General features: G+C 67.3%; 17 protein-coding genes. 5 read left to right on the plus strand and 12 right to left on the minus strand.

Translation table 11 applies throughout. From position 1 onward, the window contains the following. From HGBR_RS20155 to HGBR_RS16315, 4 genes are all read right to left on the minus strand, one after another. The coding region (locus HGBR_RS20155) for a glycosyltransferase (RefSeq protein WP_019158034.1) at positions 1–1,499 on the minus strand (1,499 nt) is incomplete at its 3' end. Then, positions 1,496–1,930 carry a hypothetical protein gene (locus tag HGBR_RS03980; RefSeq protein WP_019158035.1) on the minus strand — a complete coding sequence of 145 codons (435 nt, stop codon included), beginning with the start codon at positions 1,928–1,930 and terminating at the stop codon, positions 1,496–1,498. The genes HGBR_RS20155 and HGBR_RS03980, both read right to left, overlap by 4 nt. Further along, positions 1,927–3,591 carry an asparagine synthase-related protein gene (locus HGBR_RS03985; RefSeq protein ID WP_019158036.1) on the minus strand — a complete coding sequence of 555 codons (1,665 nt, stop codon included), beginning with the start codon at positions 3,589–3,591 and terminating at the stop codon, positions 1,927–1,929. Before HGBR_RS03985 ends, HGBR_RS03980 begins: the two co-directional genes overlap by 4 nt. Continuing rightward, complete coding sequence (locus HGBR_RS16315) at positions 3,588–4,757, minus strand: glycosyltransferase family 4 protein (protein WP_019158037.1); 1,170 nt, start codon at positions 4,755–4,757, stop codon at positions 3,588–3,590. The genes HGBR_RS03985 and HGBR_RS16315 overlap by 4 nt, the downstream gene beginning before the upstream one ends. 90 nt (positions 4,758–4,847) lie before the next feature. Between HGBR_RS16315 and HGBR_RS03995 the strand changes: the two genes are divergently transcribed. Then, on the plus strand, positions 4,848–6,110 hold the full coding sequence (locus tag HGBR_RS03995) for a nucleotide sugar dehydrogenase (RefSeq protein ID WP_019158038.1): 1,263 nt from the start codon (positions 4,848–4,850) through the stop codon (positions 6,108–6,110). 78 nt (positions 6,111–6,188) lie between these two features. On the opposite strand, the gene HGBR_RS04000 is transcribed toward HGBR_RS03995, so the two are convergent. From HGBR_RS04000 to HGBR_RS04020, 5 genes are all read right to left on the minus strand, one after another. Continuing rightward, positions 6,189–6,752: a GtrA family protein gene (locus tag HGBR_RS04000; protein WP_019158039.1), complete on the minus strand. Its 564-nt coding sequence runs from the start codon at positions 6,750–6,752 to the stop codon at positions 6,189–6,191. A gap of 142 nt (positions 6,753–6,894) precedes the next feature. After that, entirely contained in the window at positions 6,895–8,616 is a 1,722-nt protein-coding gene (locus tag HGBR_RS04005) for a formate--tetrahydrofolate ligase (protein ID WP_019158040.1), read from the minus strand. A 59-nt stretch (positions 8,617–8,675) separates the two neighbouring features. Beyond that, positions 8,676–9,635 (minus strand): UDP-glucose 4-epimerase GalE, encoded by a 960-nt coding sequence (galE, locus tag HGBR_RS04010; protein WP_019158041.1) that lies wholly within the window; start codon positions 9,633–9,635, stop codon positions 8,676–8,678. Between the two features lie 85 nt (positions 9,636–9,720). Further along, positions 9,721–10,578: a glycosyltransferase family 2 protein gene (locus tag HGBR_RS04015; protein ID WP_026077316.1), complete on the minus strand. Its 858-nt coding sequence runs from the start codon at positions 10,576–10,578 to the stop codon at positions 9,721–9,723. 308 nt (positions 10,579–10,886) lie between these two features. Continuing rightward, on the minus strand, positions 10,887–11,747 hold the full coding sequence (locus tag HGBR_RS04020; protein ID WP_019158044.1) for a CDP-alcohol phosphatidyltransferase family protein: 861 nt from the start codon (positions 11,745–11,747) through the stop codon (positions 10,887–10,889). A gap of 347 nt (positions 11,748–12,094) precedes the next feature. Here HGBR_RS04020 and HGBR_RS04025 point away from each other — a divergent pair, with 347 nt between their 5' ends. Further along, positions 12,095–15,337, plus strand: coding sequence for a CDP-glycerol glycerophosphotransferase family protein (locus HGBR_RS04025; RefSeq protein WP_019158045.1), 3,243 nt, complete (start codon positions 12,095–12,097; stop codon positions 15,335–15,337). Between the two features lie 35 nt (positions 15,338–15,372). Next, positions 15,373–17,211, plus strand: a complete 1,839-nt coding sequence (locus tag HGBR_RS19305; protein WP_083882713.1) for a glycosyltransferase — start codon at positions 15,373–15,375, stop codon at positions 17,209–17,211. 30 nt (positions 17,212–17,241) lie between these two features. Here the strand turns inward: HGBR_RS19305 and tagD are convergent, their stop codons facing one another. From tagD to HGBR_RS16325, 3 genes are all read right to left on the minus strand, one after another. Next, complete coding sequence (gene tagD, locus HGBR_RS04035) at positions 17,242–17,628, minus strand: glycerol-3-phosphate cytidylyltransferase (RefSeq protein WP_019158047.1); 387 nt, start codon at positions 17,626–17,628, stop codon at positions 17,242–17,244. A 27-nt stretch (positions 17,629–17,655) separates the two neighbouring features. Beyond that, positions 17,656–19,308: a stealth family protein gene (locus tag HGBR_RS18660; RefSeq protein WP_019158048.1), complete on the minus strand. Its 1,653-nt coding sequence runs from the start codon at positions 19,306–19,308 to the stop codon at positions 17,656–17,658. A 95-nt stretch (positions 19,309–19,403) separates the two neighbouring features. Next, positions 19,404–20,717 (minus strand): CDP-glycerol glycerophosphotransferase family protein, encoded by a 1,314-nt coding sequence (locus HGBR_RS16325; RefSeq protein ID WP_147522209.1) that lies wholly within the window; start codon positions 20,715–20,717, stop codon positions 19,404–19,406. A 90-nt stretch (positions 20,718–20,807) separates the two neighbouring features. Here HGBR_RS16325 and HGBR_RS04050 point away from each other — a divergent pair, with 90 nt between their 5' ends. Together HGBR_RS04050 and HGBR_RS04055 are read left to right on the plus strand one after the other, a co-directional pair. After that, the gene (locus HGBR_RS04050) at positions 20,808–21,995 is read left to right on the plus strand and encodes a D-alanyl-D-alanine carboxypeptidase/D-alanyl-D-alanine-endopeptidase (protein ID WP_019158050.1); all 1,188 of its coding nucleotides are present in this window, start codon (positions 20,808–20,810) and stop codon (positions 21,993–21,995) included. 126 nt (positions 21,996–22,121) lie between these two features. Then, complete coding sequence (locus HGBR_RS04055) at positions 22,122–22,826, plus strand: hypothetical protein (protein WP_019158051.1); 705 nt, start codon at positions 22,122–22,124, stop codon at positions 22,824–22,826. Positions 22,827–22,877 lie beyond the last annotated feature (51 nt).

Genomic DNA, 22,877 nt, shown 5'->3' on the forward strand with positions numbered 1-22,877 from the left:
CGGCCCACCGTGCGACGCACCGCTGCGGTCGCGCCGCTCGCGGCCTCCCGCCGCCGCTCCAGCGGCTCCGCCCGCCAGGCACCGGAGTCCCGGCGCAGCAGCTCCGCGTCCACGTCGTCGCCCAGACGGGAGACGAGCTCCGGCGCCGAGGCCCCGGCCGGCTGCCCGTCGAGCACCAGTACCCGCGCAGCCCGGTGGGCGCGCGCCAGGTGCGCGACCCGTGGGGCATCGACGGGACCAGACTCGATGGCCGGGTCGAGGTCCAGATCGTGGTCGGCCGTCACGACGACGGGCACCTGGGTGAGGGTCTCCCGCATCCAGGCGACGGCCTCGGCGACGGTGTCCTGCGGCGCGCCCGTGGGGGCGACGAGCAGGGCCGTGGCCGCCCCCTTCCTCTGGGTCCCCAGCGCCGCGGGTGTGCCCGTGGGGTCACCCGCGAACGCGGCGAGGCGGTCGAGGTGGGCCTCGTAGCTGAAGCGCTCGTGGACGGCCCGCAGCCCGCGCTCGCGCTGGGCGGCCAGTGCAGCCGGGTCCGCGCTCAGACGGTCGACGATCCCGGTGACGTCCTGCGGGGACCCGTAGACGCACGCGTCGCCGAAGACCTGCTCCATCTGCGGCGGGACGATGCAGACGGCGCCGGCGGCCAGTCCCTCCAGCACGACGCGGCCGAAGGCCTCGACGAGCCCGGGGTGGTGGAAGTAGACGAGGAAGTCGATGCCGGCCAGGAACCGCGGCACGGGGACGGAGCCGAAGGGCAGGGACGTCCAGGTCTGCGGCAGGCCGCCCAGGATCTCCTGGGGCGCCTCCGTCCCGCCCAGCACGCGCACCCGGTAGCGCGGGTCGTCCGGGTAGGCGGCCAGCAGGTCCTCGCGGGTGTCCGGCCACTTCGACCAGTGCCCGCGGCTGTGCCGCCCGATGACGGGGGTCTCCCCCACGAGGCCGTCGCGGGGCGTCGCCCAGACGGGCGCGTCGATGATGTTGACCCAGTCCTCGTCCACCATCGGCACGTCCCGCCACGACCGGGTGATCGCGGTCCGCACCAGCGGCCCGATCGGCGCCCAGACGGGTGCGTGTCCCAGCGCCCGCTGCGCGTTCCGATGCACGGTCTCCACGTCGTAGTAGGGCTCCGTCGCCCGGTCGTCGACCGGCACCTGGTTGGCGATCATGACGGTCGAGGAGACCCTGATCCGCGGCAGGTCCTCCGGGATGGTGCTGAAGAGGGTGGGGTGGCGCACCAGCAGGGTGCGGGCGCGCACGGACTGGTGCGGCAGGATCAGCTCCGCTTTCCCCGCCGCCACGACGTCCTGGATGCGCTGCGCGAACGGCCGCCGGCTGCGCTGCACCGGCGAGGGCAGGTGCAGGAGCGCGGTGCGGTAGCCGGCGCGGTGCTGGGCCTCGATCTCCTCGACGACGCTGGCGGTCGACCCGCCGGGGAAGCGGCAGTCGGTCGCCATGACGACGTCGAAGTCGTCCGCGCCCCTCTCATACCCGTCGCTCATCGTGTCCTCATCCTCTCGTAGACCCGACGGACCGGCGCGATCCGGCGCAGGGCGGTGCGGACGCGGCGTCGCAGGGTGCGGGCCTCGACGGCGGGCACCCGCCCGATCCAGGCTTGGACGGCGTCCGGCGAGACGTCCGCGACGCGGAGGGTGCGGTGGGCACCCAGGCGGGCCACGGCCTCGGCGGCGGTGGCCCCGTCATCCGTCGCGACGTACCGGGCCAGCGACACCGGGGCGGCGTCCAGGTCGTGCAGCGCACCGGCCAGCGCGACGGTCTGCAGCCCGCGCACGTCCGCGTCGATGAGGAGGCGGACGAGGGCGGGGTCCAGCTGCACGGGTCCGCCCAGCGACGGCCCCGGAACCAGCAGGACGGTGACAGCCGGCGCCACGGTGATGATCCGATCCGCTCGCACGTGCACGTGGGCGCTCATGCCAGCAGCTCCTCGACGCCGGGACCGGTGAGACTCTGGGCGTGGGCCTCGCACCAGAGGTTCAGCATCGCGAGGCTGCGCAGCAGGTGCTGCGGGCCGGTGCGGCTCAGCAGGCGGCGCCAGTGCGGGGTGCCCTCGTCGGCCAGCCCGTCGACCAGCAGAGCGGCGGCGGGTCCGTCGAGGACGAGGCGGCGCAGGACGGCGACGGATTCGTCCGCGGTGATGCGGCGCGGGTGGGGGCGCGGCCACGGGACCATGCTCTGCGCGGTGGGCAGCGCGGCCAGGTCCGGGTCGAACAGGGCCGTCAGCCGCGGGTACAGCGCACCGCCGGCGTGCGCGGCCGCGGGGATGCGCAGGCAGGCCCGGGCGACCTCGTCGGCCAGGAACGGGGTGGCGACCGCGTGGGTGCGGGCGACCAGGCCGTACGGCGACTGGCTGATGCCCGGCAGCGTGCGGTTCAGGTAGGCGGTGAACGTCGCCTCGAACGGGTGGTCCGCGATCTCCGGCCAGTCCGCGTCGAAGGCGTCGAACGAGGCGCGGGTGCGCTCCCGGATGCCGCGCACCGCCTCCGGCCGCAGCACCTGCTCCGCGCCCTGCAGGTACTTGAGGAGGCCGGCGATCCGGGCGGCGCGGTGGTCTCCCCCGGTGAAGTCGCCGCCCAGCATGAGGCCGCCGCCCAGACCGTCGAGGACCAGCCCGTCGACGCCCGCGATCCGCGCCAGCACGGGCACGAGCCACACGTGGTAGGACGTCTGGTGGTCGACGGCGTCGACGAAGCGGCGGAGGTCGGATTCGAACCGGTCGACGCGCGGGACGACGATCGTGTGCTCGAGGCCCAGGCGGTGGGCGACCTGCGCGGCGACCAGCTCCTCGAGGACGATGCCGGTGTCCGACGAGGTCGTGATCGCCGCGGGCGGGGTGGGAGCGGCGTGCGCGCCGGTCGCATGGGTGGGTGCGACGCGGGAGACCGCGGCGCCGACGGCGGCGAGGATCCGCGAGTCCCACCCGCCGCTCAGCGTCGACAGGAGCAGGTGGTCCTCCGCCAGGTGGGTGAGGGTCGAGGTGAGCGCGTCCGCCACATCCTCGATCCGGGCGGTGGAGTCCTCCTGCACATCCAGCCACGGCCATCGCTCGCGCTCGAAGCGGACCGTGCCGTCCTGGACGTGCACGGACTCCCACGGGCGCAGGCGACGGACTCCCGCGACCGTCGTCCTCCCGTTCAGAGGTGCGCCGGCGGCCAGGACATCCGCCCACGCGTCCCAGTCCCCCCGCACCGGTGCGCCCGCGGTGAGCGCGAACAGCCGGCTGGAGAAGCGGGCGGAGTCGCCGTCGTCCGCGACGTAGACCGGCACGGCGCCGGAGATCCCGCTCAGCAGCTCCTCGCCGTCCCGCGTGCGGCGGACGACGAGGGCGTCGGCCCGGCGTGCCGTGTCCGCGTCCCTCAGATGGGAGCTGTGAAGCGTGCGCGGGGCCCAGGCGAGGGTCGAGGCGTCGAGGCGCACGGTGGGGCCGTGCACGCGGGGGCCGTGGAGGCCGGGGTCCCGCGAGTCGGGGCCGTCCGGTGCAGCGGGTCCCCCGTCCGCACCCAGCGCGCCCACGACGTCCCGCACGTGCGGGTCCGACGCCGCCGGTGCGGCCGGGTGCGTGCCGTCGGCACTCACACGCGGGTCCTTCCCCGACCGCGTCCCATCACCCGCTTGGCGGTCGAACTCACCCGGCGGCGCTTCGCCAGGTCGAGCATCCGCGCGTCGTCGATCGCACGGACGAAGTCGTGCGCGTCCACGTTCCAGTTCAGGTGGGTCCGTGCGTAGTCGTAGCCGCTGCGACCCAGGCGCACGCGCTCCGCGCGGTCCTCCCGCCACCGGCGGACGACGGACGCCGCGGCGTCCACGTCGCCGAAGGGCACGACCGCACCGCAGTCCGCGTGCTCGACCAGTTCCTTGGGTGCCCAGTTGGGCGTCGTGATGGTCGGCAGTCCGTGGGACATGTACTCGATGATCTTGGTGGGCTGCGAGTTCGTGTAGTTGGGTTCGTCGTGCAGCAGGCTCACGCCCGCGAGCGCGCCGCGCAGCCTGGCCAGCGCCTGGTCGTTGGGCAGGAAGCCGCGCCAGTCCACGATCCCCTCGTCCGCAGCGGCGCGCAGCTCGTCCTCGATGTCGCGCTCCGCCGGGCCGATGATCTCGACCGTCACCTCCGGGACGCGGCGGGCCAGCTCGATGAGCTCCGCACCCCCGCGCGGTCGCGTGAGCTTGCCCAGGTAGACGACGCGGTCGTCCCCCGGATCCGCGGGCTCCTCCTCCGGCACCCGAACGGAGTTGGGGACCACGGGATGGATGCGGGTGAACCGGTCGCGGTAGCCGTGCTCCGCCAGCAGCAGGCGGAAGTTGATCTCCGCATACTGCTCTGCCGCGACCGCCCCGGCGCTCAGGATGGGACGCACGCCGAGCGGCGCCCAGTCGCGCATGTGCAGTGCGGAGGCGGTGTCCTCGTGGACGTCCCAGATGATCGTCGCCCGCCGGCGCGGCAGCGCGACGACGGACAGGAGCAGATCCGGGTCGTGGATGAGGATGACGTCGACGCTGCGGGACATCGAGCTCAGCAGCGTGCGGGCGGTCCGGATCGCACTGAGGCGGCGCTTGCCCCGCGCCCGCGGCAGGTCGATCCCCCACACGCCCTCCGGCGGCATCCGGCCGAAGGCCCTGAAGGGCGCCGCGTACGCGACCTCGTGCCCCGCATCGATGAGTGCCGGCAGCTGCCGGTGACGGATCCTCGCGTCCTCGGGATCGTGCACGACGGTCGCGACCAGAATGCGGAGGGGTGGAGCCATGGTTGGTAGTGTACTGACCGACCTGCAGCCGGGAGAACGCTCGCGACGCGTCGCGCGCCGCGGCCCTCCCCTCACCCCGGAGGAGCCGTCATGGCCGTGGACGCCGTCGTCATGGGACTGGGGTACGTGGGGATGCCGCTCGTGCACGCCGCGGTCCGGGCGGGACTCGAGGTCGTCGGATTCGACGTGTCGCACGCCGTTGTCGACGGGCTCATGGACTCCCGCTCCCACATCGACGACCTGACTGACGCGGACATCGCGGAGATCCGCGAGCGGGGCTTCCGCGCGACGACGGACGATGCGGTGCTGGCGCAGGCGGACGCGATCGTCATCTGCGTGCCCACCCCGCTGGACGACGACAGCCGCCCCAACGTGGGCGCGGTCGAGGCCGCCACCCGCGCGATCGCCGCGCGGCTGACCCCCGGCACCCTCGTCGTCCTCGAGTCGACGACGTACCCCGGCACCACGGAGGAGCTGGTGCAGCCGATCCTCGAGGAGGCCAGCGGCCTGCGCGCGGGCGTCGACTTCCACCTCGCGTTCTCCCCCGAGCGCATCGACCCGGGCAACCCCACGTACGGCCTCGTCAACACTCCGAAGGTGGTGGGCGGCATCACCCCCGCCGGCACGCAGCGGGCGCGGGAGTTCTACGGCCGCTTCATCGAGACGACGGTCGCGGCGAAGGGCACCCGCGAGGCGGAGACCGCGAAGCTGCTGGAGAACACGTACCGCCATGTGAATATCGCCCTGGTCAACGAGATGGCGCAGTTCTGCCACGAGCTGGGCATCGACCTGTGGAACGCGATCGACATGGCGGGCACCAAGCCGTTCGGCTTCCAGGCGTTCTACCCCGGACCCGGGGTGGGCGGCCACTGCATCCCGATCGATCCCAACTACCTCTCCTACAACGTGAAGTCCCGCCTGGGCTACCCGTTCCGCTTCGTCGAGCTGGCGCAGGAGATCAACTCGTCGATGCCCGCGTACGTGGTGCGCCGCGTGCAGGACATGCTGAACGACGATGCGAAGGCGCTGCGCGGTGCCCGGGTCCTGCTGCTGGGCGTCACGTACAAGCCCGACATCTCCGACCGGCGCGAATCCCCCGCGGTCCCGCTGGCGGAGGCGCTGCTGGAGCACGGCGCGGACCTGTCCTACCACGACCCGGCGATCGAGCAGTGGACCGTCGCAGGCGTCGAGGTCCCCCGCGTCGAGGACGCGCTGACGGCCGCGCCCCAGGCGGACATCGTGGTCGTCGTCCAGAACCACCGCGGCTACGACATCGACGCGATCGCGGGCGTCTCCCAGCGGTTCCTCGACACGAAGGGGAAGGTCACCGTCGACGGCGCCCAGCGCCTCTGACGGCAGGACCGGGCCCGAGGCCGCACACGGTCCGCACGGCCGGCACCCGGCCGCCCGGCGGAGTCCGGGGCCCCGGGGTCAGCGGGCGGTCCGGTCGAAGCCGTCGGTGACGACGACCTCGGCGGCGGGGTCCTCCTCACCGCGGTCGGGGAACACCCACGTGCGGTAGGCCCAGAAGCGGAACACCATGGCGAGGCCGATGCCCACGACGTTGGTGGAGATGTTGTAGGACAGCGGGTCGTGGAGGCCAAGCAGGTACCAGGTGACGCCCAGCGGCGCGACGACGATGACCATGCCGATGAGGTTGACGACGACGAACTTCCAGATGCCCGAGAGGGCGGAGCCGGAGTCGCGCTGCCCGTAGGTGAGGAACCGGTTGCCCACCCACGCGACGGCCATCGAGACGATGGTCGAGACGATCTTCGCCTTGACGGGGCTGGCGACCAGCAGCGCCGGGATGCCCAGGAAACCGAAGAGCAGCAGGTTCGACAGGCCCACGTCGACCAGGTAGGCCACGCCGCCCACGGACAGGAACGACAGGACCTCGCGGAAGAGGCGGCGCCGGTTCGCCCAGTGCTTCGACCACGCGTCGCGCAGCCGTGGCCTCGGGGCGGCCGAGTCGTCTCGTCGCCGTTCCAACATCCCAGTCCTCTGTCGTCGTCCCGCTCGTGGCCGCAGTCCCTGCGGTGAGCGCGTACCGGAGCACTCTACGCGCCCGGGCTTGGGAGACGAACCGGGCGCGCGCGGACTCAGCGGCTGTTCGGACTCCATTCACCCGGCCGGCTCAGAAGAGTCCCGTGATGCTCCCGTCGTCCGTCACGTCGATGCGGTGGGCGGCGGGGTCCTTGGGCAGGCCCGGCATCGTCATGATGTCACCGCAGATGACGACGATGAAGCCTGCACCCGCTGACAGGCGCACATCGCGCACTGTGAGCTCATGGCCCACCGGCGCACCGCGCAGCGAGGGGTCGGAACTGAGCGAGTACTGCGTCTTCGCGATGCAGACCGGCAGGTCGCCGTAGCCCTCCTGCACGTACTGGTCGAGGGTGCGGCGCACGGCGGCGGGGATCTGGACAGAGCCGGCGCGGTAGACCGTCGTGGCGAGGGCCTTGATCTTCTCTGCGGGGTGTGCGGTGAGCTCGTAGGGGTGGCGCGGTCCGCCTCCGCTTGCGGTGCTCCGCTCCTCTGCCGCCGCGATGACGGCGTCGGCCAGGTCGAGCGCGCCTGCGCCGCCGTGCGCCCAGTGCTCGGCAGAGACGGCGCGGACGCCCTGCTGCGCGAGGTGCGCGATGGCGGCCTCGACCTCGGCGTCAGTGTCGGACGGGAACCGGTTGAGGCTCACGACCGCGGTGAGGCCGTACACGTCGCGCAGCACGGACAGGTGGTGCTCGAGGTTGGGCATTCCCGCGAGCATCGCCTCGACGTTCTCCTCCTCCAGTGCCTCCTTCTCGATGCCGCCGTGGTACTTGAGCGCGCGGACGGTGCCCACGACGCAGACGAGGTCCGGCCACAGGCCGGTCGCGCGGCACTTGATGTCGAGGAACTTCTCCGCGCCCAGGTCCGCTCCGAAGCCGGCCTCCGTGATCGCCCAGTCACCCAGGGCGAGCGCGGACCGGGTGGCGAGCGCGCTGTTGCAGCCGTGGGCGATGTTGGCGAAGGGCCCGCCGTGGATGAACGCGGGTGTGTGCTCGAGGGTCTGGACGAGGTTGGGCGACAGTGCGTCACGCAGCAGTGCCGTCATCGCGCCAGCCGCGCCGATGTCATCGACCGTGACCGGCGTGCGGTCACGGGTGTGGGCGACGACGATGCGGGCCAGGCGGGCCCGCAGGTCCGCCACACTGGTGGACAGGCAGAACACCGCCATGACCTCGCTGGCGACGACGATGTCGAAGTGGTCCTCGCGCGGCACGCCGCCATTCAGCCCGCCCAGGCCGATCGTCGTGTTCCGCAGCGCGCGGTCGTTCAGGTCCATGACGCGGTGGATGTGGATCCGACGGGGGTCGATGTCCAGCGCGTTGCCGTGATCGATGTGGTTGTCCAGCATCGTCGCGGCCAGGTTGTTCGCCAGCGCGATCGCGTTGAAGTCGCCCGTGAAGTGGAGGTTGATGTCCTCCATGGGGACGACCTGCGCGTGCCCGCCGCCCGCGGCACCGCCCTTCATCCCGAAGACGGGCCCCAGACTGGGCTCGCGCAGAGCGAGGACGGCCTGTCCCGTAGGGGCCTCACCGGCGACGATCCGGCGGCGGTTGCGCTCGTTGAGCCCGTCCGCCAGGCCGATGCTGGTCGTCGTCTTCCCCTCCCCCGCCGGGGTGGGGCTCATCGCGGTGACGAGGATGAGCCTGCCGGGCGTCGTGTCCGCCTCGAGGCGCTCGAGGACGGCGACCGGCACCTTCGCCTTCGTCCAGCCATACGGAATGAGGTCGTCGGTGCTCAGTCCCACCGTGTCCGCGATATCAGTGATCCGCTTCAGCGTCGCTGCCTGGGCGATCTCCAGATCGATGCTCATGAGGCCATTGTGCCCGAGGACATGCGCGAGCGGAGGGAAGACAGGGCCAGGTCACGCGCTCAGCGTCGTGCGGCGATGGCAGAGCCCACGATGTCGTCCAGACCGTGCTGAGCCTTCCACACGAGCTGGGCAGCGATCCGGGAGACGTCTGCGACCAGCCGTGGCGGGTCCCCCGCCCTGCGCGAACCCATCTCCGGGATGATCTCCCGGCCCAGGCCTCGGGAGATGGCGTCGATGACCTCGGTGACGGACGACCCGGTGCCCGTGCCCACGTTGAAAACGGACTCCTGCGGCTGGTCGTCGGCCAGGTAGTCAAGTGCGGCGATGTGAGCCTCGGCCAGGTCGGTCACATGAACATAGTCGCGAATGCACGTGCCGTCCGGAGTCGGGTAATCGTCCCCGAACACGACAGGCGGCTGGCCTGAAGCCACACGGTCCAAGACGATCGGGACGAGATTCATGACGGCGGTGTCCGCGAGCTCCGGCCAACCAGCGCCCGCGACGTTGAAGTAACGCAGCTTGACCGCTCGCAGACCCGTCGCGGCCCGCGCATTATCGATCATCCACTCGCCGATCAGCTTCGTCTGCCCGTAGGGGTTGATTGGGCGGCAGTCGGTGTCTTCCGTCACGAGCTCCACATCCGGCATGCCGTAGACCGCCGCGGACGAGGAGAACACAAGACGCTCGACGCCGACGCGCTCCAGCGCGGCGAGAAGATTCGCCAGTCCGCCCACGTTCTGGCGGTAGTACCAGATAGGCCGTTCGACGGACTCTCCCACCTGCTTCTTCGCCGCGAAGTGGATGACGGAGGAGACGTCATAGCGCCGCAGAACGTCCACGAGGGAGTCCTCCGCTCCCGCATCCGCCAGATCGATCTGCTCGATCGGGTGGCCATCGACCCGTGTCGCGATTCCGTTCGACAGGTCATCGACGACGACGACGTCGTCGCCGCGCTGTGCCAGCAGTCGCACGACGTGCGACCCGATGTACCCCGCTCCGCCCGTCACCAGGACTGCCATGACTCATTTCCTTTCCGCCTCCCGGCGACCAGCCGTTCAGCCGCCGTCCTCTGGGAGGATACTCAGGTGCGTCGCACCTGGCACATCACACGATGGGCGGACGGCCAGCCATCGACATCTTGAGTACTCCGCGCCCCGAGAGCTTGTGCGGGTTCTCGTCCTCTGCCCATGGGTGGTCTCTCCACCCGTCACGCCACCCACGGAACCAGGGCCGGAGTTGCCCCGGAGACTTTGCCCACCGCGCAGTCTGCACCAGCGTCCACGACCCCACATAGGCCCAGTTGAACGGCCACGGCAGATTACGACGAGCGAGCCAGACGCGATTGCGGGCGTTCATGTAGAAGTACTCGTCATGACGCTTGGGGTCGATAACCGGATGGGCGACGGAGAGGTCGCCCATGTACCAGACCCGGTAGCCGGCGTCCCAGACGCGCCACGCCAGTTCGATACCTTCGTGCGCGTACCAGAAGGGACCCGGCCAACCGTCGCAGTCCTCGAAGGCCCGACGCTGCATCGCGACGGCGCCCTCCCAGACGGAGAAGACCGTCGACGAATGCTCTGCGGACCCCTTCCGCAGTCGTGGGATCCAGCGTCGGGGCGCGTCGTCCCGGTCAGGGTCGACGACCCGCGGTTGCACCAGGCCGATGTCCGGGTGAGCCCGCATGAGCTGGGCCATGCGGAGCAGGGTCGTGTCATCCGGCAGCCACGCGTCATCATCTAGGAAGAAGAGGTAGTCGCCCGTCACGTGGGGAACTCCTTCATTCCGGCCAGCCGGGATGCCCAGGTTCTCAGGGAGCGCGAGAGATCTGATCCCGTCCGGCAGACCAGTGGGCTCCCACCCATTCCCCACGCACACGATATCGAGCTCGACTCCGCGCTGAGCCAGCAGTGACTCCAGTCCGCGCGTCAGATCATCCGGTCGCGTGCCCTGCGTCAGCACCACGACACCGTAGCGGTAGCGGCCCGTCGCAGGTGGGGCCGGAGTCGAACGGCGCTTCCGCCTGCGACCGGAGCGCGTACGCAGATCGCCATCGGAGTCAGGCACCAGCTCGTAGCTTTGGTCAACGCCGGGGGCAGAACCGGCAGTCAGCACACCCGCGTCTCGTTGCAGGTGGTGATCGCGGTCGAACGCCGACGGCAGATCGGGAATGTCTCGCGCATCGCCCACCTGAACCCGACCGTCTGCCGTCAGCGGATCGGTTGTGAGCAGACGGCGATCGCGACGTGGCCTCTGACTGGGCGACTGCTTGCTCATCCGAGCCTCCTGGACGCCATGATGGCGATGAAGTGTCCCACGACGGACAGGGCACACAGTGCGGCCAGTGCGATCACCAGGGTGCGCTCTGCGCTGATCCCGACGCCCGGGATCAGCGCTGCGAGAGCCGCGACCACTGCGAGGATCGACATCTCGACGGAGTGGTAGATCCTGTGGAACGGGACGAACCGCGCAATGCTCTTGAGCGTCGCGATGGGTCCGCGGGGGATCGCTGTGGCATCCGCCGTATCCGGCAGTCGATCTAGCCCGTTGAAGGCGCGTGAGACGTGAACCATGTCATTGAGCGCTTTGTTGAGCAGGACAAGCCAGCCCAGTGCCAGACCGGCGACCACGAAACGATAGGCCATGCCCGGATCCGTCCTCAGCAGACTCAGGTCCCCCACTGCGCGCAGGCCCAGCGCAACTGCCACAAGGCCCTCGGTCGTGTAGTGGCCCACCTTGTCGAGGAATACACCTTTCGCAGAACGCGTCCCTCTCCAGCGCGCCACCTCTCCGTCGCAGCAGTCGAGATAGAGCTGAATCTGCGAGAAGACAAGTGCCAGCACAGCACCCCAGATGCCTGGGATGAGCAGTGCCCCAGCAATGCACCAGCCAGCCAGGATCATAAGGGCGGTGACACCGTTCGCGCTTATACGGGTACGGACCAGCAGCGCAGTGCAATAGATGGAGATGTGCCGCAGGTACAGCTCGGCCGTCCAGTGCTCCGCGTTCTTACGAGCACGAACCTCCGGCGGTTGCGCAACGGCGCGAAGCTCCTCGAGCGAGGGGGATCGTCCGCGAACCGCCGTCTCCACAATCCCTCCCTCATCGATCAATGCCCGCTGCAGTGTCAGCACAGGCCTCAAGCGTTTGAGTTTACCCGGGGTTCATCTGAACATCATCGCAGCCGAGCGTATCGTTCCCTCATGTCGCGATGGATACCGGGCACAAGAGGGCACCGCGGCTCACACTCATGTGAACTGACGGTAAAGTGACCGCACGCAATGATCGCGCGTCGAGCGCACAGCTGACGAGCCCCAGAACGTCGGAAGGAACCATGGACGCATACCGCCTCGCAGGTCACGCGATGTCCGCCATCAATAAGGTTCGCTCAGCCCAATCAGCCACGCGCAAGGCGAACGCCGCGACGTTGCCGGTCTTCGAACGGTTGGTGTGCTCGTACACGGACGACCAGAAAACTTCGATGACGGTTCGCGCGGAGACGTCGCGAGATGTCCTCCTGGGGACGCTGTGGGCGCAACATCACGGAGAGTGGGTCCAGCTGGGCTCCTTCACGAAGGCAGAGTCCCCCGACTCGGCCCTCACCCACTACGTAGCGACGATCGACCTCCATCACGTCGCAGAGGCCGTGCACGAGTGGACCGAAGACTATGAGGCGCTGGCGCAGGAGCGCGACAGCGAGGATGGCGGCTATCGGTTCAAGCTGTTCGTCCAGGTCGTCACCACACGCGACAGGGCACCTCGCTTCGCCAAGGACAAGGACACGCGAGGACCCGAGCTGCAGTACTTGCTCCCCCTGGGGCGCGCAAAGACGACCGAGCTGCCGGACTTCAGCACCATTGACACTCCCGCGGGATCCCTCACTCCCTACGTCAATCGCCAGGGGCTCCTCTCCATCGCCGTGAACGAGTCGATCCGCCCGTACGCCCGTGTGCACAACGGCCACCTCACCGTGGACAACGGGATGCTGACAGTCCGCGGACACGTCATGACGCGGAACACTCGGGTGCGAACGGGAGAGCTCGTCCTGGTGGGCAGAGTGACGGACTTCCGCCGGACCGCACCGCTGACGATCTCGTACAACGAGTCGGCCACCTCTGCTCGATACGGCCTGCGACAGTATGAGTACGAAGTCACCTACGACTTCCACGACGACGTGGACGTGATCGTAGACGACACCGCGGATCTCTACCTCGAACTCGATGCGGACGGCGAAGACGACGTCATCCGCGCTCGCATCGGTCGCAGCCCGTTCCTGGTGCGCCAGCAAGCCTCGTCCAGCCACGCGACGACCAGCACCAAGGCGCTGTCGATCACCCCGTACTACACCTTCAAGGCGAAGAACCCCTCCCTGCACCTGGAGGTCTTCGACCGATCAGTCTTCGACTATCTGCAGAACCGCCTCCGTGATCCGCGACGCGTTGGACGGCGACAGTCGACGAAGCCCGTCTGGCTCGTCGGGGAGCTGCCGTACAAGGCGCAGGACAACGGCATGCACTTCTTCCGATACCTGCGCGACAACCACCCCGAGATCGACGCGTACTACGTCATCCGGAAGGACTCCCCCGAACGGCGCAATCTCGAGGGCTACACGAACGTCATCGATTTCCGCTCGAAAGAGCACATCGATGTAACCCTCGCCGCCGACAAGATCGTCGGCACACACCACCCGGGCTTCCTCTATCCCACGCGGGAGCCGTCGTTCGAGAAGCGACTGCACGCCGACAACATCTTCCTCCAGCACGGAGTCACAGCGGCGAAGTGGATGGTTCCCAACTACGGGAAGACCGCGGCGGGGTTCGACACCGATCTCATCATGGTGTGCTCCGAGCGCGAGAAGGAGTTCTTCGTCAAGGACTTCGGATACGCCCCCGCAGAGGTGGCAGTCGCAGGCTTCTCCCGCTTCGACGCGCTCCTGGCGGGTGATGTCGAGATGAATCCTCGGCAGCTGATGATCATGCCCACGTGGCGGCCCTGGCTGCAGGATCCCGAGCGATTCACAGAGTCCGACTACTTCGATCGCTGGTCGTCTCTGCTCACCTCTGACGCGTTCAAGGAGCAGGTGCAGAAGTACTCGCTCGAGGTCGTCTTCTGCCTGCACCCGAACATGCAGCAGTTCAGCGATCATTTCACCGGTCTGGGCGCCAGGATCGTCTACCAGGGCGACGTGGACGTTCAGCTCCTCATGAAGCAGAGCGCCGTCATGGTGACCGACTACTCCAGCGTCGCATTCGACTTCTCGTTCCTGCATCGGCCGGTCGTGTACTACCAGTTCGATGCACAGCGATTCGCGAAGCCGCATGCGGATCCGCTCACCGAACTGCCGGGCCCGGTCGTCCGCACCGATCACGGCGTGCTCGATGCACTGGAGCAGATCTTCGAGGCCGGCGCTCGCATGGACGACGTCTACCGGCAGCGCGCAGATCGGTTCATCGCGCACCGCGACACCCACAACAACGAGCGGATCTTCGCCGCGATCCGTGACTTCAAGCCCCTCTTCACGCCTCTCGACGATCTCCTGAAGTCGGAGCCCGCCACCTTGGCGGGGCGCGTCCTGCGGAAGAACCGCCGGTACATGTCCGTCATGAAGCGTGCCTACAAGGTGATGAGGCTCTTCCCGCTGGATACCGACACGATCGTGTTCGAGAGCGGCCAGGCCAAGCAGTACGGCGACAGCCCCCGTGCCATCTACGAGGAACTCGTGCGTCGGAACGATCCACGCCGGAAAGTGTGGATCTACAACGGACGGCTGCCCCAAAGGGATGCCCACACGACTGTCGTCAAGCGTCACTCCCCGCAGTTCTTCTGGCATCTGGCGACCGCGAAATACTGGATCAACAACCACAACTTCCCGCACTACATCCACCGCAGGAAGGACGGCGTCTACATCCAGACGTGGCACGGAACCCCTCTCAAGAGGATGTTCCTCGACCAGGACAACTTCTTCGGTCGCGACTCCGGCTACATCGCTCGGGTCACCGAGGCCAGTGCACAGTGGTCCGAGCTCGTCTCTCCGAGCCCCTACGCCACGAAGGCGATGCGCTCTTCCTACGGATACACCGGACGCGTCCATGAAGTCGGCTATCCCCGCAACGACATCCTGTCGTCGCCTGATGCACCCACGATCCGGGAATCGGTACGGCAGCAGCTGGGGATCGACCCCGACAAGAGCGTGGTCCTGTACGCACCGACGTTCCGTGATGATCAGCCCACGACGAAGGGACGGTTTGCTTTCGACTGGCCGTTCGACCTGCCGTCATTCATGTCATCACTGGGCGACGATGTCGTGCTCCTCGTGCGCACGCACGTCCTCATCAGCAACAAGCTCCCGATCCCGGAGGAACTGACAGACGCCGTGAAGGACGTCTCGAAGTATCCGGACATCCAAGAGCTGTTCCTCGCCAGTGACATGCTCGTCACTGACTACTCCTCCTCGTTCTTCGACTACGCGATCCTGAAGCGACCCATCATCTTCTACGCGTTCGACCTCGAGAACTACCGCGACAACCTTCGCGGCTTCTATCTGAACTACGACACGGATCTGCCGGGCCCGATCGTGCGCACCGAGGTGGAGTTGGCATCCGCGATCGATGATTTCCGCGAGGGTCGGATGGACCCCGAGGACACGGTGGGCGACTTCTCCCGCGAGTACTCTCCCAATGATGACGGCGGAGCGTCAGGACGCGTCATCGACCTGCTGCTGTGACAATCGGTCTATGGCACCCATGAAAGAAGCGATTCATGTTTCACTCAACCCCACTTCTCCCCCAGGTGCCGATCTACGGTTTCATCGGCGGTGTGCCAGAGACGTTCGGCGGACGGACCAGCGCCTGTCTGCAACGAGCTAATGCATTCGCAGAACTCGACAAGAGAAATATCGAGATTCTCACCCTGTCTCCCGCTCACGCCGTAGACCCCGAAGGACTCACCGCACGGCTCCGGTCTGAAGGAAGAATCGGCAACCGCGTTGCCATCAGGAACATCTGGGCCGATCTTCGACGCGCTGATGATTCGCAACTTCAGACGATAACTGGTCAGCACCGAATCAAGACGTCAGCCAGCAGAGGCGAGGGCCTCCTCCCATATGAAGGAAACCCTGAAAGCGTTCGACTCAGCGACAGCGGCAAAAAGCTGCAAACCGACAGATTTCGCGACGACGGATCACGCTTTCTCAGCTACAGAATCGACGCGCACACGTCTGACAATCCCGGCGGCAAGACTGTCACACTGTACTCCCATAATGAGACCGCGATAGGACGCTGGTCTGAGCAGCATGATCTCTATTTCGCATGGATCGACTGGGTCATCGGCGACACACGCGCAGTTCTCATCAACGACGGACCACCGCTGGCAAAGTACATGCACAAGTACAGGCGCGACACGGTCGTGTTCGTCCAAACCATTCACAGCCGCCATTCTTCGGCCCCTGACTCTCCGCACGGAGCGCTATCGCCCACCTACCTTCCGACGCTGAAGCACATGGAGCAGTTCGACCGAGTCGCAGTACTCACCCAGGCTCAACACGACGACCTCACGCGTTTACATTTTGGTGCCGACAACCTCGTAACTCTTCCGAATATGTTCGTCGCTGACCCACCGAAGAAGCGCGCAGATCGACCCGCGGGTTCCGGCGTGATGCTGGCACGTCTGAGCCATCAGAAGCGAATCCATCACGCGATCCAGGCGGTGTTCCACGCCAGAGCCGATGGGTTGACACAGGCGACACTCGATGTCTACGGCATGGATGACGATGCCAGTGAGCACCTCAAGACCTTGATTGTCGATCAAGGATTAGACGGCATTGTCACATTGCGAGGGTACGTGCCTCACGCGAAGCAGCAGTTTGAGCACGCGTCGTTCACCCTCCTGACGAGCGAGTACGAGGGGCAGCCTCTGGTCCTACTCGAAGCGATGGCCGCGGGTTGCATTCCAATTGCCTACGACATCGCCTACGGTCCTGCGGACATCATTACAGATGGAGTCGACGGGTTCCTTGTGAAGGCGGGCGATATAGAAGCCCTGGGGGCACGGATCCAGCAGCTGACGCAGATGACTGACCGAGAGATCAGGAAGATGCGCAAAGCTGCCATGAAGCGCGCTCAGGACTTCAGACCTTCCGTCATCACTAGTAGATGGGGAAAGACTCTACAGGACGCCCTCGACAGCAAAGTTCCCGTTGCAGTTCCTCGCGGTCGAGCTGAGCTCAGCTCGATCTCCACTGACGCGCGCGATATTCATCTCTCTGTCTTGATTTCTGGAAAAGAAGTGGAACATCCCGACTGGGCCATGCTGGTGTGGGAACAGCGACGCGGCATCGGATTCGGCAGAACTCCCGCCACTGCCCGACAAGTAAAGGGCGGATCACTCGTCGAAGGCTCCATACCGCTGGACATTTTATCGCGTCAGATGGACAAGAACGTCGACTTCTGGATCGACCTCGGAGTCCAGGGGAACCCCCTCCGGCTCAGGATCAAAGGTGTGAAGCGGGAGGAGGCTGTTTCATCGGCGCAGGGCATCAGGTTCTACGGGACTAAATATGGCAGCCTGAGCGCAGATCTTGTCACTGACGACGAAAGCTGATCAGGTAGCGGCACATGTGCCTGGCACAGCTCATCTCCCGAGGTCCTGCTTGATCTGCGTCGTTGAGATTTCCGGAGTCCGCGGGAGATAGACGACCTCGACCTGGTCCTTGAGGAAGTCGAACATCCCCGTCCAGTCATCACCCATCACGAACGTGTCGATATGGTACTTCTCCATGTCCGTCACCTTCTGCTCCCAGGTCTCCTCCGGAATGACGAGGTCGACATAACGGATCGCTTCGAGCATGTTTTTGCGGTCCTCAAACGAGAAGTAGCACTTCTTGCCCTTGCCTTCGTTGAACTCGTCGGTCGACAGCGCGACGACCAGATAGTCGCCCTGCGCCTTGCAGCGCTGCAGGAGCCGGATATGGCCGTAGTGCAGCAGGTCGAACGTGCCGTAGGTGATCACGCGGCGCATGTCAGTCTCCTTGTGGTGCGGGATTGGTCAGTCATGGTTCTGTGCGCCGTGCGCTACGGCGTCAGTCTCGAAGGTCGATGCGACTGGGAAGCGGTGGTCGAGGAACTGTGCGACCTCGTCTGCGATCGTGTCCGCATCGCCTGGGTCGATCGTCGATTCGTTGAGGCACAAGATGTCCAGGTCCGTCCTGCGTGCGGCCCGGTCCAGTCGCACGCCCCGATCCGGGTAGGCGAGGTCGATGAACTGGTACGACAGCTCACCGGGAACCGCTCGGCCGCGGACGTACGCCTCGTGATGATGCAGGGACGAGGCGATTGAGTAGTCGTCGGGGTGGCGGAAGCGCGAGGCCGCGACCTGGCTGAACATGTGCGGCGCTTCCGCTTCCATCTCCTCGAGGACCGTCCGCACCTGGGGATGCGGTGTGTGCTTGAACCGGTGGGTGACGGTTCTGCCGTGGCGGTCGATGAGGTGGTCGCGTCCCCGCTTCGCCGCGCTCATGACAGGGAGATCTCCGGGAGCGGCCGGACGATGGTCCAGCGGCACGATCGAGGGGAAGAACCGTGCCATCCCGTTTCCCTCGAAGAACAGCTCCGGGTCTGTGGGGCGCATGAAGAACACGTCGTCGTTGAGATAGACGTACCGCTCTGCGAGCCCGTCGATGTGGTGCAGCTGCGATTCGATCGCGTGGGAGTTGAAGACGGGCAGCACGTCCGGGTCGGTGAAGATGTCGCGGTGATCGACCACGGTGATCCGGGGGTGGTCCGTATCCAGCCAGTCGGGGATCTGTCCCGCTGTGACGAGGAAGATCTGACGGAACCATGAGGCGTAATACTCGACGGATCGCAGGGAGTAGCGGAGCTCGTCGCGCGACGTGAAGCGGGAGTCAGCGAGCGCGGACCGTTCGACCCCTGCCGCCGCCGACACCCCGTCACGCGCTGCGGTCATGGCCTCCCGCCACTCGGGATCTGCACCGTCGACCCACGTGTACACGAGATCGATCGGCTCCGTCACGCTGCGGATGTGCGCGGCTGGCAGTGTCAGCTTCGCTCCGCCTTCATCCACAGCACCGCGCCACGTGTCGGGGTCGAGGTGCTCGATCAGCGTGTCCCTGCGGATCTGTCGACGTCGGAGCGTCCCGGCCGGGTAGGCAGCCCCGTCGTCGTTTGCTGCACCGTGCATCAGTTCGTCCCAGAGCTCCACGGCGATCTCCAGGTCGCTGGTCGTGAGAGTCCGCCCGTTGGGGGCGGTCACCGCGCGGCGACACAGGACACGGGCCACGCTGTCTGGATCGCGCATTGCACTGTTCCAGCGCAGGGTCGCGCCGTGCTCGTCCTCCGCTCGCACGGTCCAGCCTGCCGCCTGCTCCAGCCCACCCGTGAGTGCCGCGAGGACGTCCGCTCCTGCACTGCGTCGGACGGCAAGGACGGGGCGGAAGGCGCTGAGACGCGGCAGCTCGACGAACTCGATGCCCGCGCCGGCGAGCGTCGACCGCACCGTGACCAGGGCGTCGGCCTGCTCCACACGCGCGTCGAAGGGTCGAGACGACCCGGCGACCGGCGCGACATCCGCTCGACGACGGGGGAACTCTCCGTGGAGGGCGCGCAGGAGCGCTCGCTTGACGTGCGGCGGCAATCGCTTCGCGAGTGCGGCACGCACTGCGGGGATCGACGCGGTCGGCACGCGGGGTGGCTCCTCGGACAGCAGGTGGGGTGGGTCTCGGCTCCGAGACATGATATCGCCTGTTGTTCACCGTTCGATCAGAGCGATGTCATCTGTCATTCACGTCTGCTGAGAATGCTCTCCCGCTCCTCGACGATCGTGCCCACTGCAGAGACGAACCGTGCCAGCTGATCTCCCGGCTCCGTATCGCCCAAGTAGTGCTGAGCGACCTCCCCGAGCTGAGCAGCGTCAGAGTCGAGTGCGGACAGGAGCGAAGTGACGGCCTCAGCCGCATGGTCGGCTGCAACGGCATCGGCGCGGTCCAGCAGTCCGCCCGGGATCGTGTCCGCCCGCCGATCGACCGGCCGGATGAGAGCCAGCGGCTTGCCCGTCGCCAGCCAGTCGAAGGCCACGGAGGACATCTCCGCGAGACAGGCATCCGCCTCCGCGAACTGCCAGCCCACGGACGGAGTGGTGTCGATGAAGCCGCCGGCTGCCTCGAGTCGCGCGCGCACCCGAGCGTCCGCGGCGCGGAACAGGGGGTCGGCGACCCCCGTCCGCGGATGGGGCCGGTAGATGACGCGGGCACCGGCGGTGAGCAGGGCCTCGGCGATGGTGTCGCCCGTCTGGGGCAGGGTCCCGTAGGCCATCTGCGGCGAGTCGCCCTCCCAGGTGGGGGCCCAGAGGACGGTGGGTGCCGATGAGTCAGCGTCCGGTCCGGCAAGGTGAGACGTCCACTCCTGCGGCACGGATGTCGGCGCGTCCAACTGAGGGCGGCCGACGTCGATCATCCGGTCCTCACCGAAGCCGATGAGCTGGGCGAGGATGCGGTCCCGAGCCGCCTGGCCCGCCGTGAGGACCCGGTCGTAGGCCTTGAGCTGGTTCGTCACCATCGACGACTTCTCGCTCTCGCCGTGCGACAGGTGCACGTGCGCGGGCCGTGGGTGCCGCAGCGCATGGAAGTTCAGCGGCGACTGGTTCACGTACAGGACGCACCGGACCGCGTCGTCGCCCAGAACCGCATCCAGGTCCGCCAAGCGACGGCCGAAGCGGACCGGCAGGTGCGTGTTCCGGGCGATCTGCTGCGCCGTGCGTGCGCTGCGGCAGAGGATGACAACGGGTAGCCTCTGGTCCAGCTGCTCGAGCGGCCACAGCCACTGGGTCAGCTGGTAGGCGGAGTCCCCGTCTCCGGCGAAGTGGACGACGACGGGGAAGCGGTCATCGGGCTGAGGCCGGAGGTCACTCGCGGCTCGCGCCTCTGCGGAGGCGTCCAGCGCGGTATCCGCTGCCCGCCGGGCCAGCCGAAGCGCGCCCTTCATCGGTCCCGGGAGTCGCGCTGCTGCACGCGCGGCAGTCTGCGAGGCGCGCGCAGCGGCCCGGCCCACGGCGCCGCTGGCCGGGCCATCGTGCGGGTGCGAGGGAGTCGTCATGGAGGACACAGTAGTGGGCGAGCGCTCGGATCTTGTGAGTGCTCTGACCCGGTAGCGTCTGCGGCCTCAGCGGGTGCATACGATCGTTGTATGGGATTCTTCCGTCGTTCGAGCAATCTCCGCTCCCTCGCCACAGTGCTGACACGAGAGCTCGACGATCCGATCTTCCAGGATTCGGGCGGCCATGTCGTCGACCTGGAGTCTGGGCGCACCCTCTTCGGACTGCGCCAGGCAGAGCCCCGGCTCATGGCATCGACGACGAAGCTCTTCACCGCAGGCGCGGCCCTCACACACCTGGGGGCGGAATCGACCCTCACGACTCGGCTGTTCTCTGAGCAACTGCCCACGGCCGAAGGGATCCTCGCGGGCGATCTGATCGTCGTGGGCGGTGGAGACCCTCTGCTGGGCGATGAGGAGTTCCTGCGCAGGCGGTACGGGGGCACCGGCACGTCCGTCGAACGGCTCGTCCAGGCCGTCACCAACGCGGGCATCCGACAGATCCGCGGCAGCGTGGTCGGCGATGGCACCCTCTTCGCACGCGAGGAGCATCCGGCGCGGCACGTCACGGCGCTGTCCTTCAACCAATCCGCGTCCCCGCGGCCCGTCCTCGTCGCTGCGACGCAGATCAGCGAGGCCCTCGAGGCCGCCGGCGTCTCGATCCAGGGAAGCCCGGCCGCGCGGCGCACACGTGCCGCAGACCTCCACGAGGTGGGGGCCGTCGAATCGCTGCCGATCCTCGACCTCCTCACGATCTGCGGACACGAGAGCGACAACGTCATCGCGGCCGCGCTGGCGAAGCGCATGTCCGCCGTCGACGGGACCCGAGGCTCGACGCGGCGCGGCACGAGGATCCTGGAGCGGCACGCCGCGGACCACGGTGCGCAGATCACCGTGGCGACCGCGTCCGGGCTGGGGCCGGAGAACCGGTGCGCGCCCCAAGCGATCACCACTTATCTCGTGGCGATGCACCGATCCCCTCTCTTCCCGTCGTTCGAGCAGACACTGCCGCAGGCCGGGACTCAGGGGACTCTCACGTACCGGCTGCGGAACACCCGCGCGGCCGAGACAGTGCGGGCCAAGACCGGCACGCTCACCGAATGGAGGGAGGTCGCGGGACGCCGTGTCCGTCGACCGCTGCAGGACTCCCTGGCGGGGTACTGCCGGGGCCGGAAGCGATCGGTCGCATTCTCATTCGTGAACGAACGGGCAGAGTCGCGGATCGGCTCACGCGCCGGCCTCGACCGGATGATGCTGGCACTCGCCGACTGGTGCGGCTGAGCGTGATCGTCCGTTATGATCCGATCATCGGAACTCTCTGACTCGTAACGCACGACTGCCGACGAACACCCCGCTGACTCCTGCACCGTGGCACTCCCCTGTCGAATTCCTCCCTCAGGAGTCTCTGTGAAGTCGCTCATGCGCATCCTCCTGTCCGCGCTCGCATCCATCGTGCTGGTCGCCGGTGCCGTCGTACCCGCCCATGCCGCCTCCGTCTCCTTCGACGTCACGAAGCTGACGGCGAAGGACATCGTCGTGAAGAGCTGGGATTGCTACAACACGACTGTCACCATGTCCCACAAGAAGTCTGGGGTCCGCTCGTGGGACGTTTACACGGACATCACGAAGTCCGGTGCGGTCGTTGATTACGTCGACTACTCGTCATCCGGAAACACGAAGACGGCGAAGTCGACGATCTGCCCGTGGAGCAACTCCGACTACGGGACCTACCGGATTGGCCCCAGCTCCATCTTTGCGGCGCCATCCCGCGGATACACCTACGTGGACCGCGATGACTTCACGAAGGGGACTTTCAACGTCCGCGCGCACGTGAAGTCCGGACTCAGCGCCAAGCGGTCCGGTTCGAAGGTCACACTCACCGCGACTGCGAAGCGCTACAGCCTCGACAAGTGGGGGTATGCGACCTACAGCCCCAAGAAGGCCAAGTTCCAGGTGAAGTCCGGCTCCTCGTGGAAGACGCTCAAGACCGTGACCCTCAAGAAGGGGAAGGCGACCTACACCACGAAGACGTCGAAGAAGAAGTCGTACCGCTTCGTGACTGTGAAGACCTCGACCTCCGCCGCGTCGACCTCGAAGACCGTCAAGAAGTAGGTCTCACCGAGGGACACGGCCCTGCCCCGCACCGGGCTGTGTCCGGCCTGG

The organism is Brevibacterium senegalense (genome assembly GCF_000285835.1).
GTDB lineage: Bacteria > Actinomycetota > Actinomycetes > Actinomycetales > Brevibacteriaceae > Brevibacterium > Brevibacterium senegalense.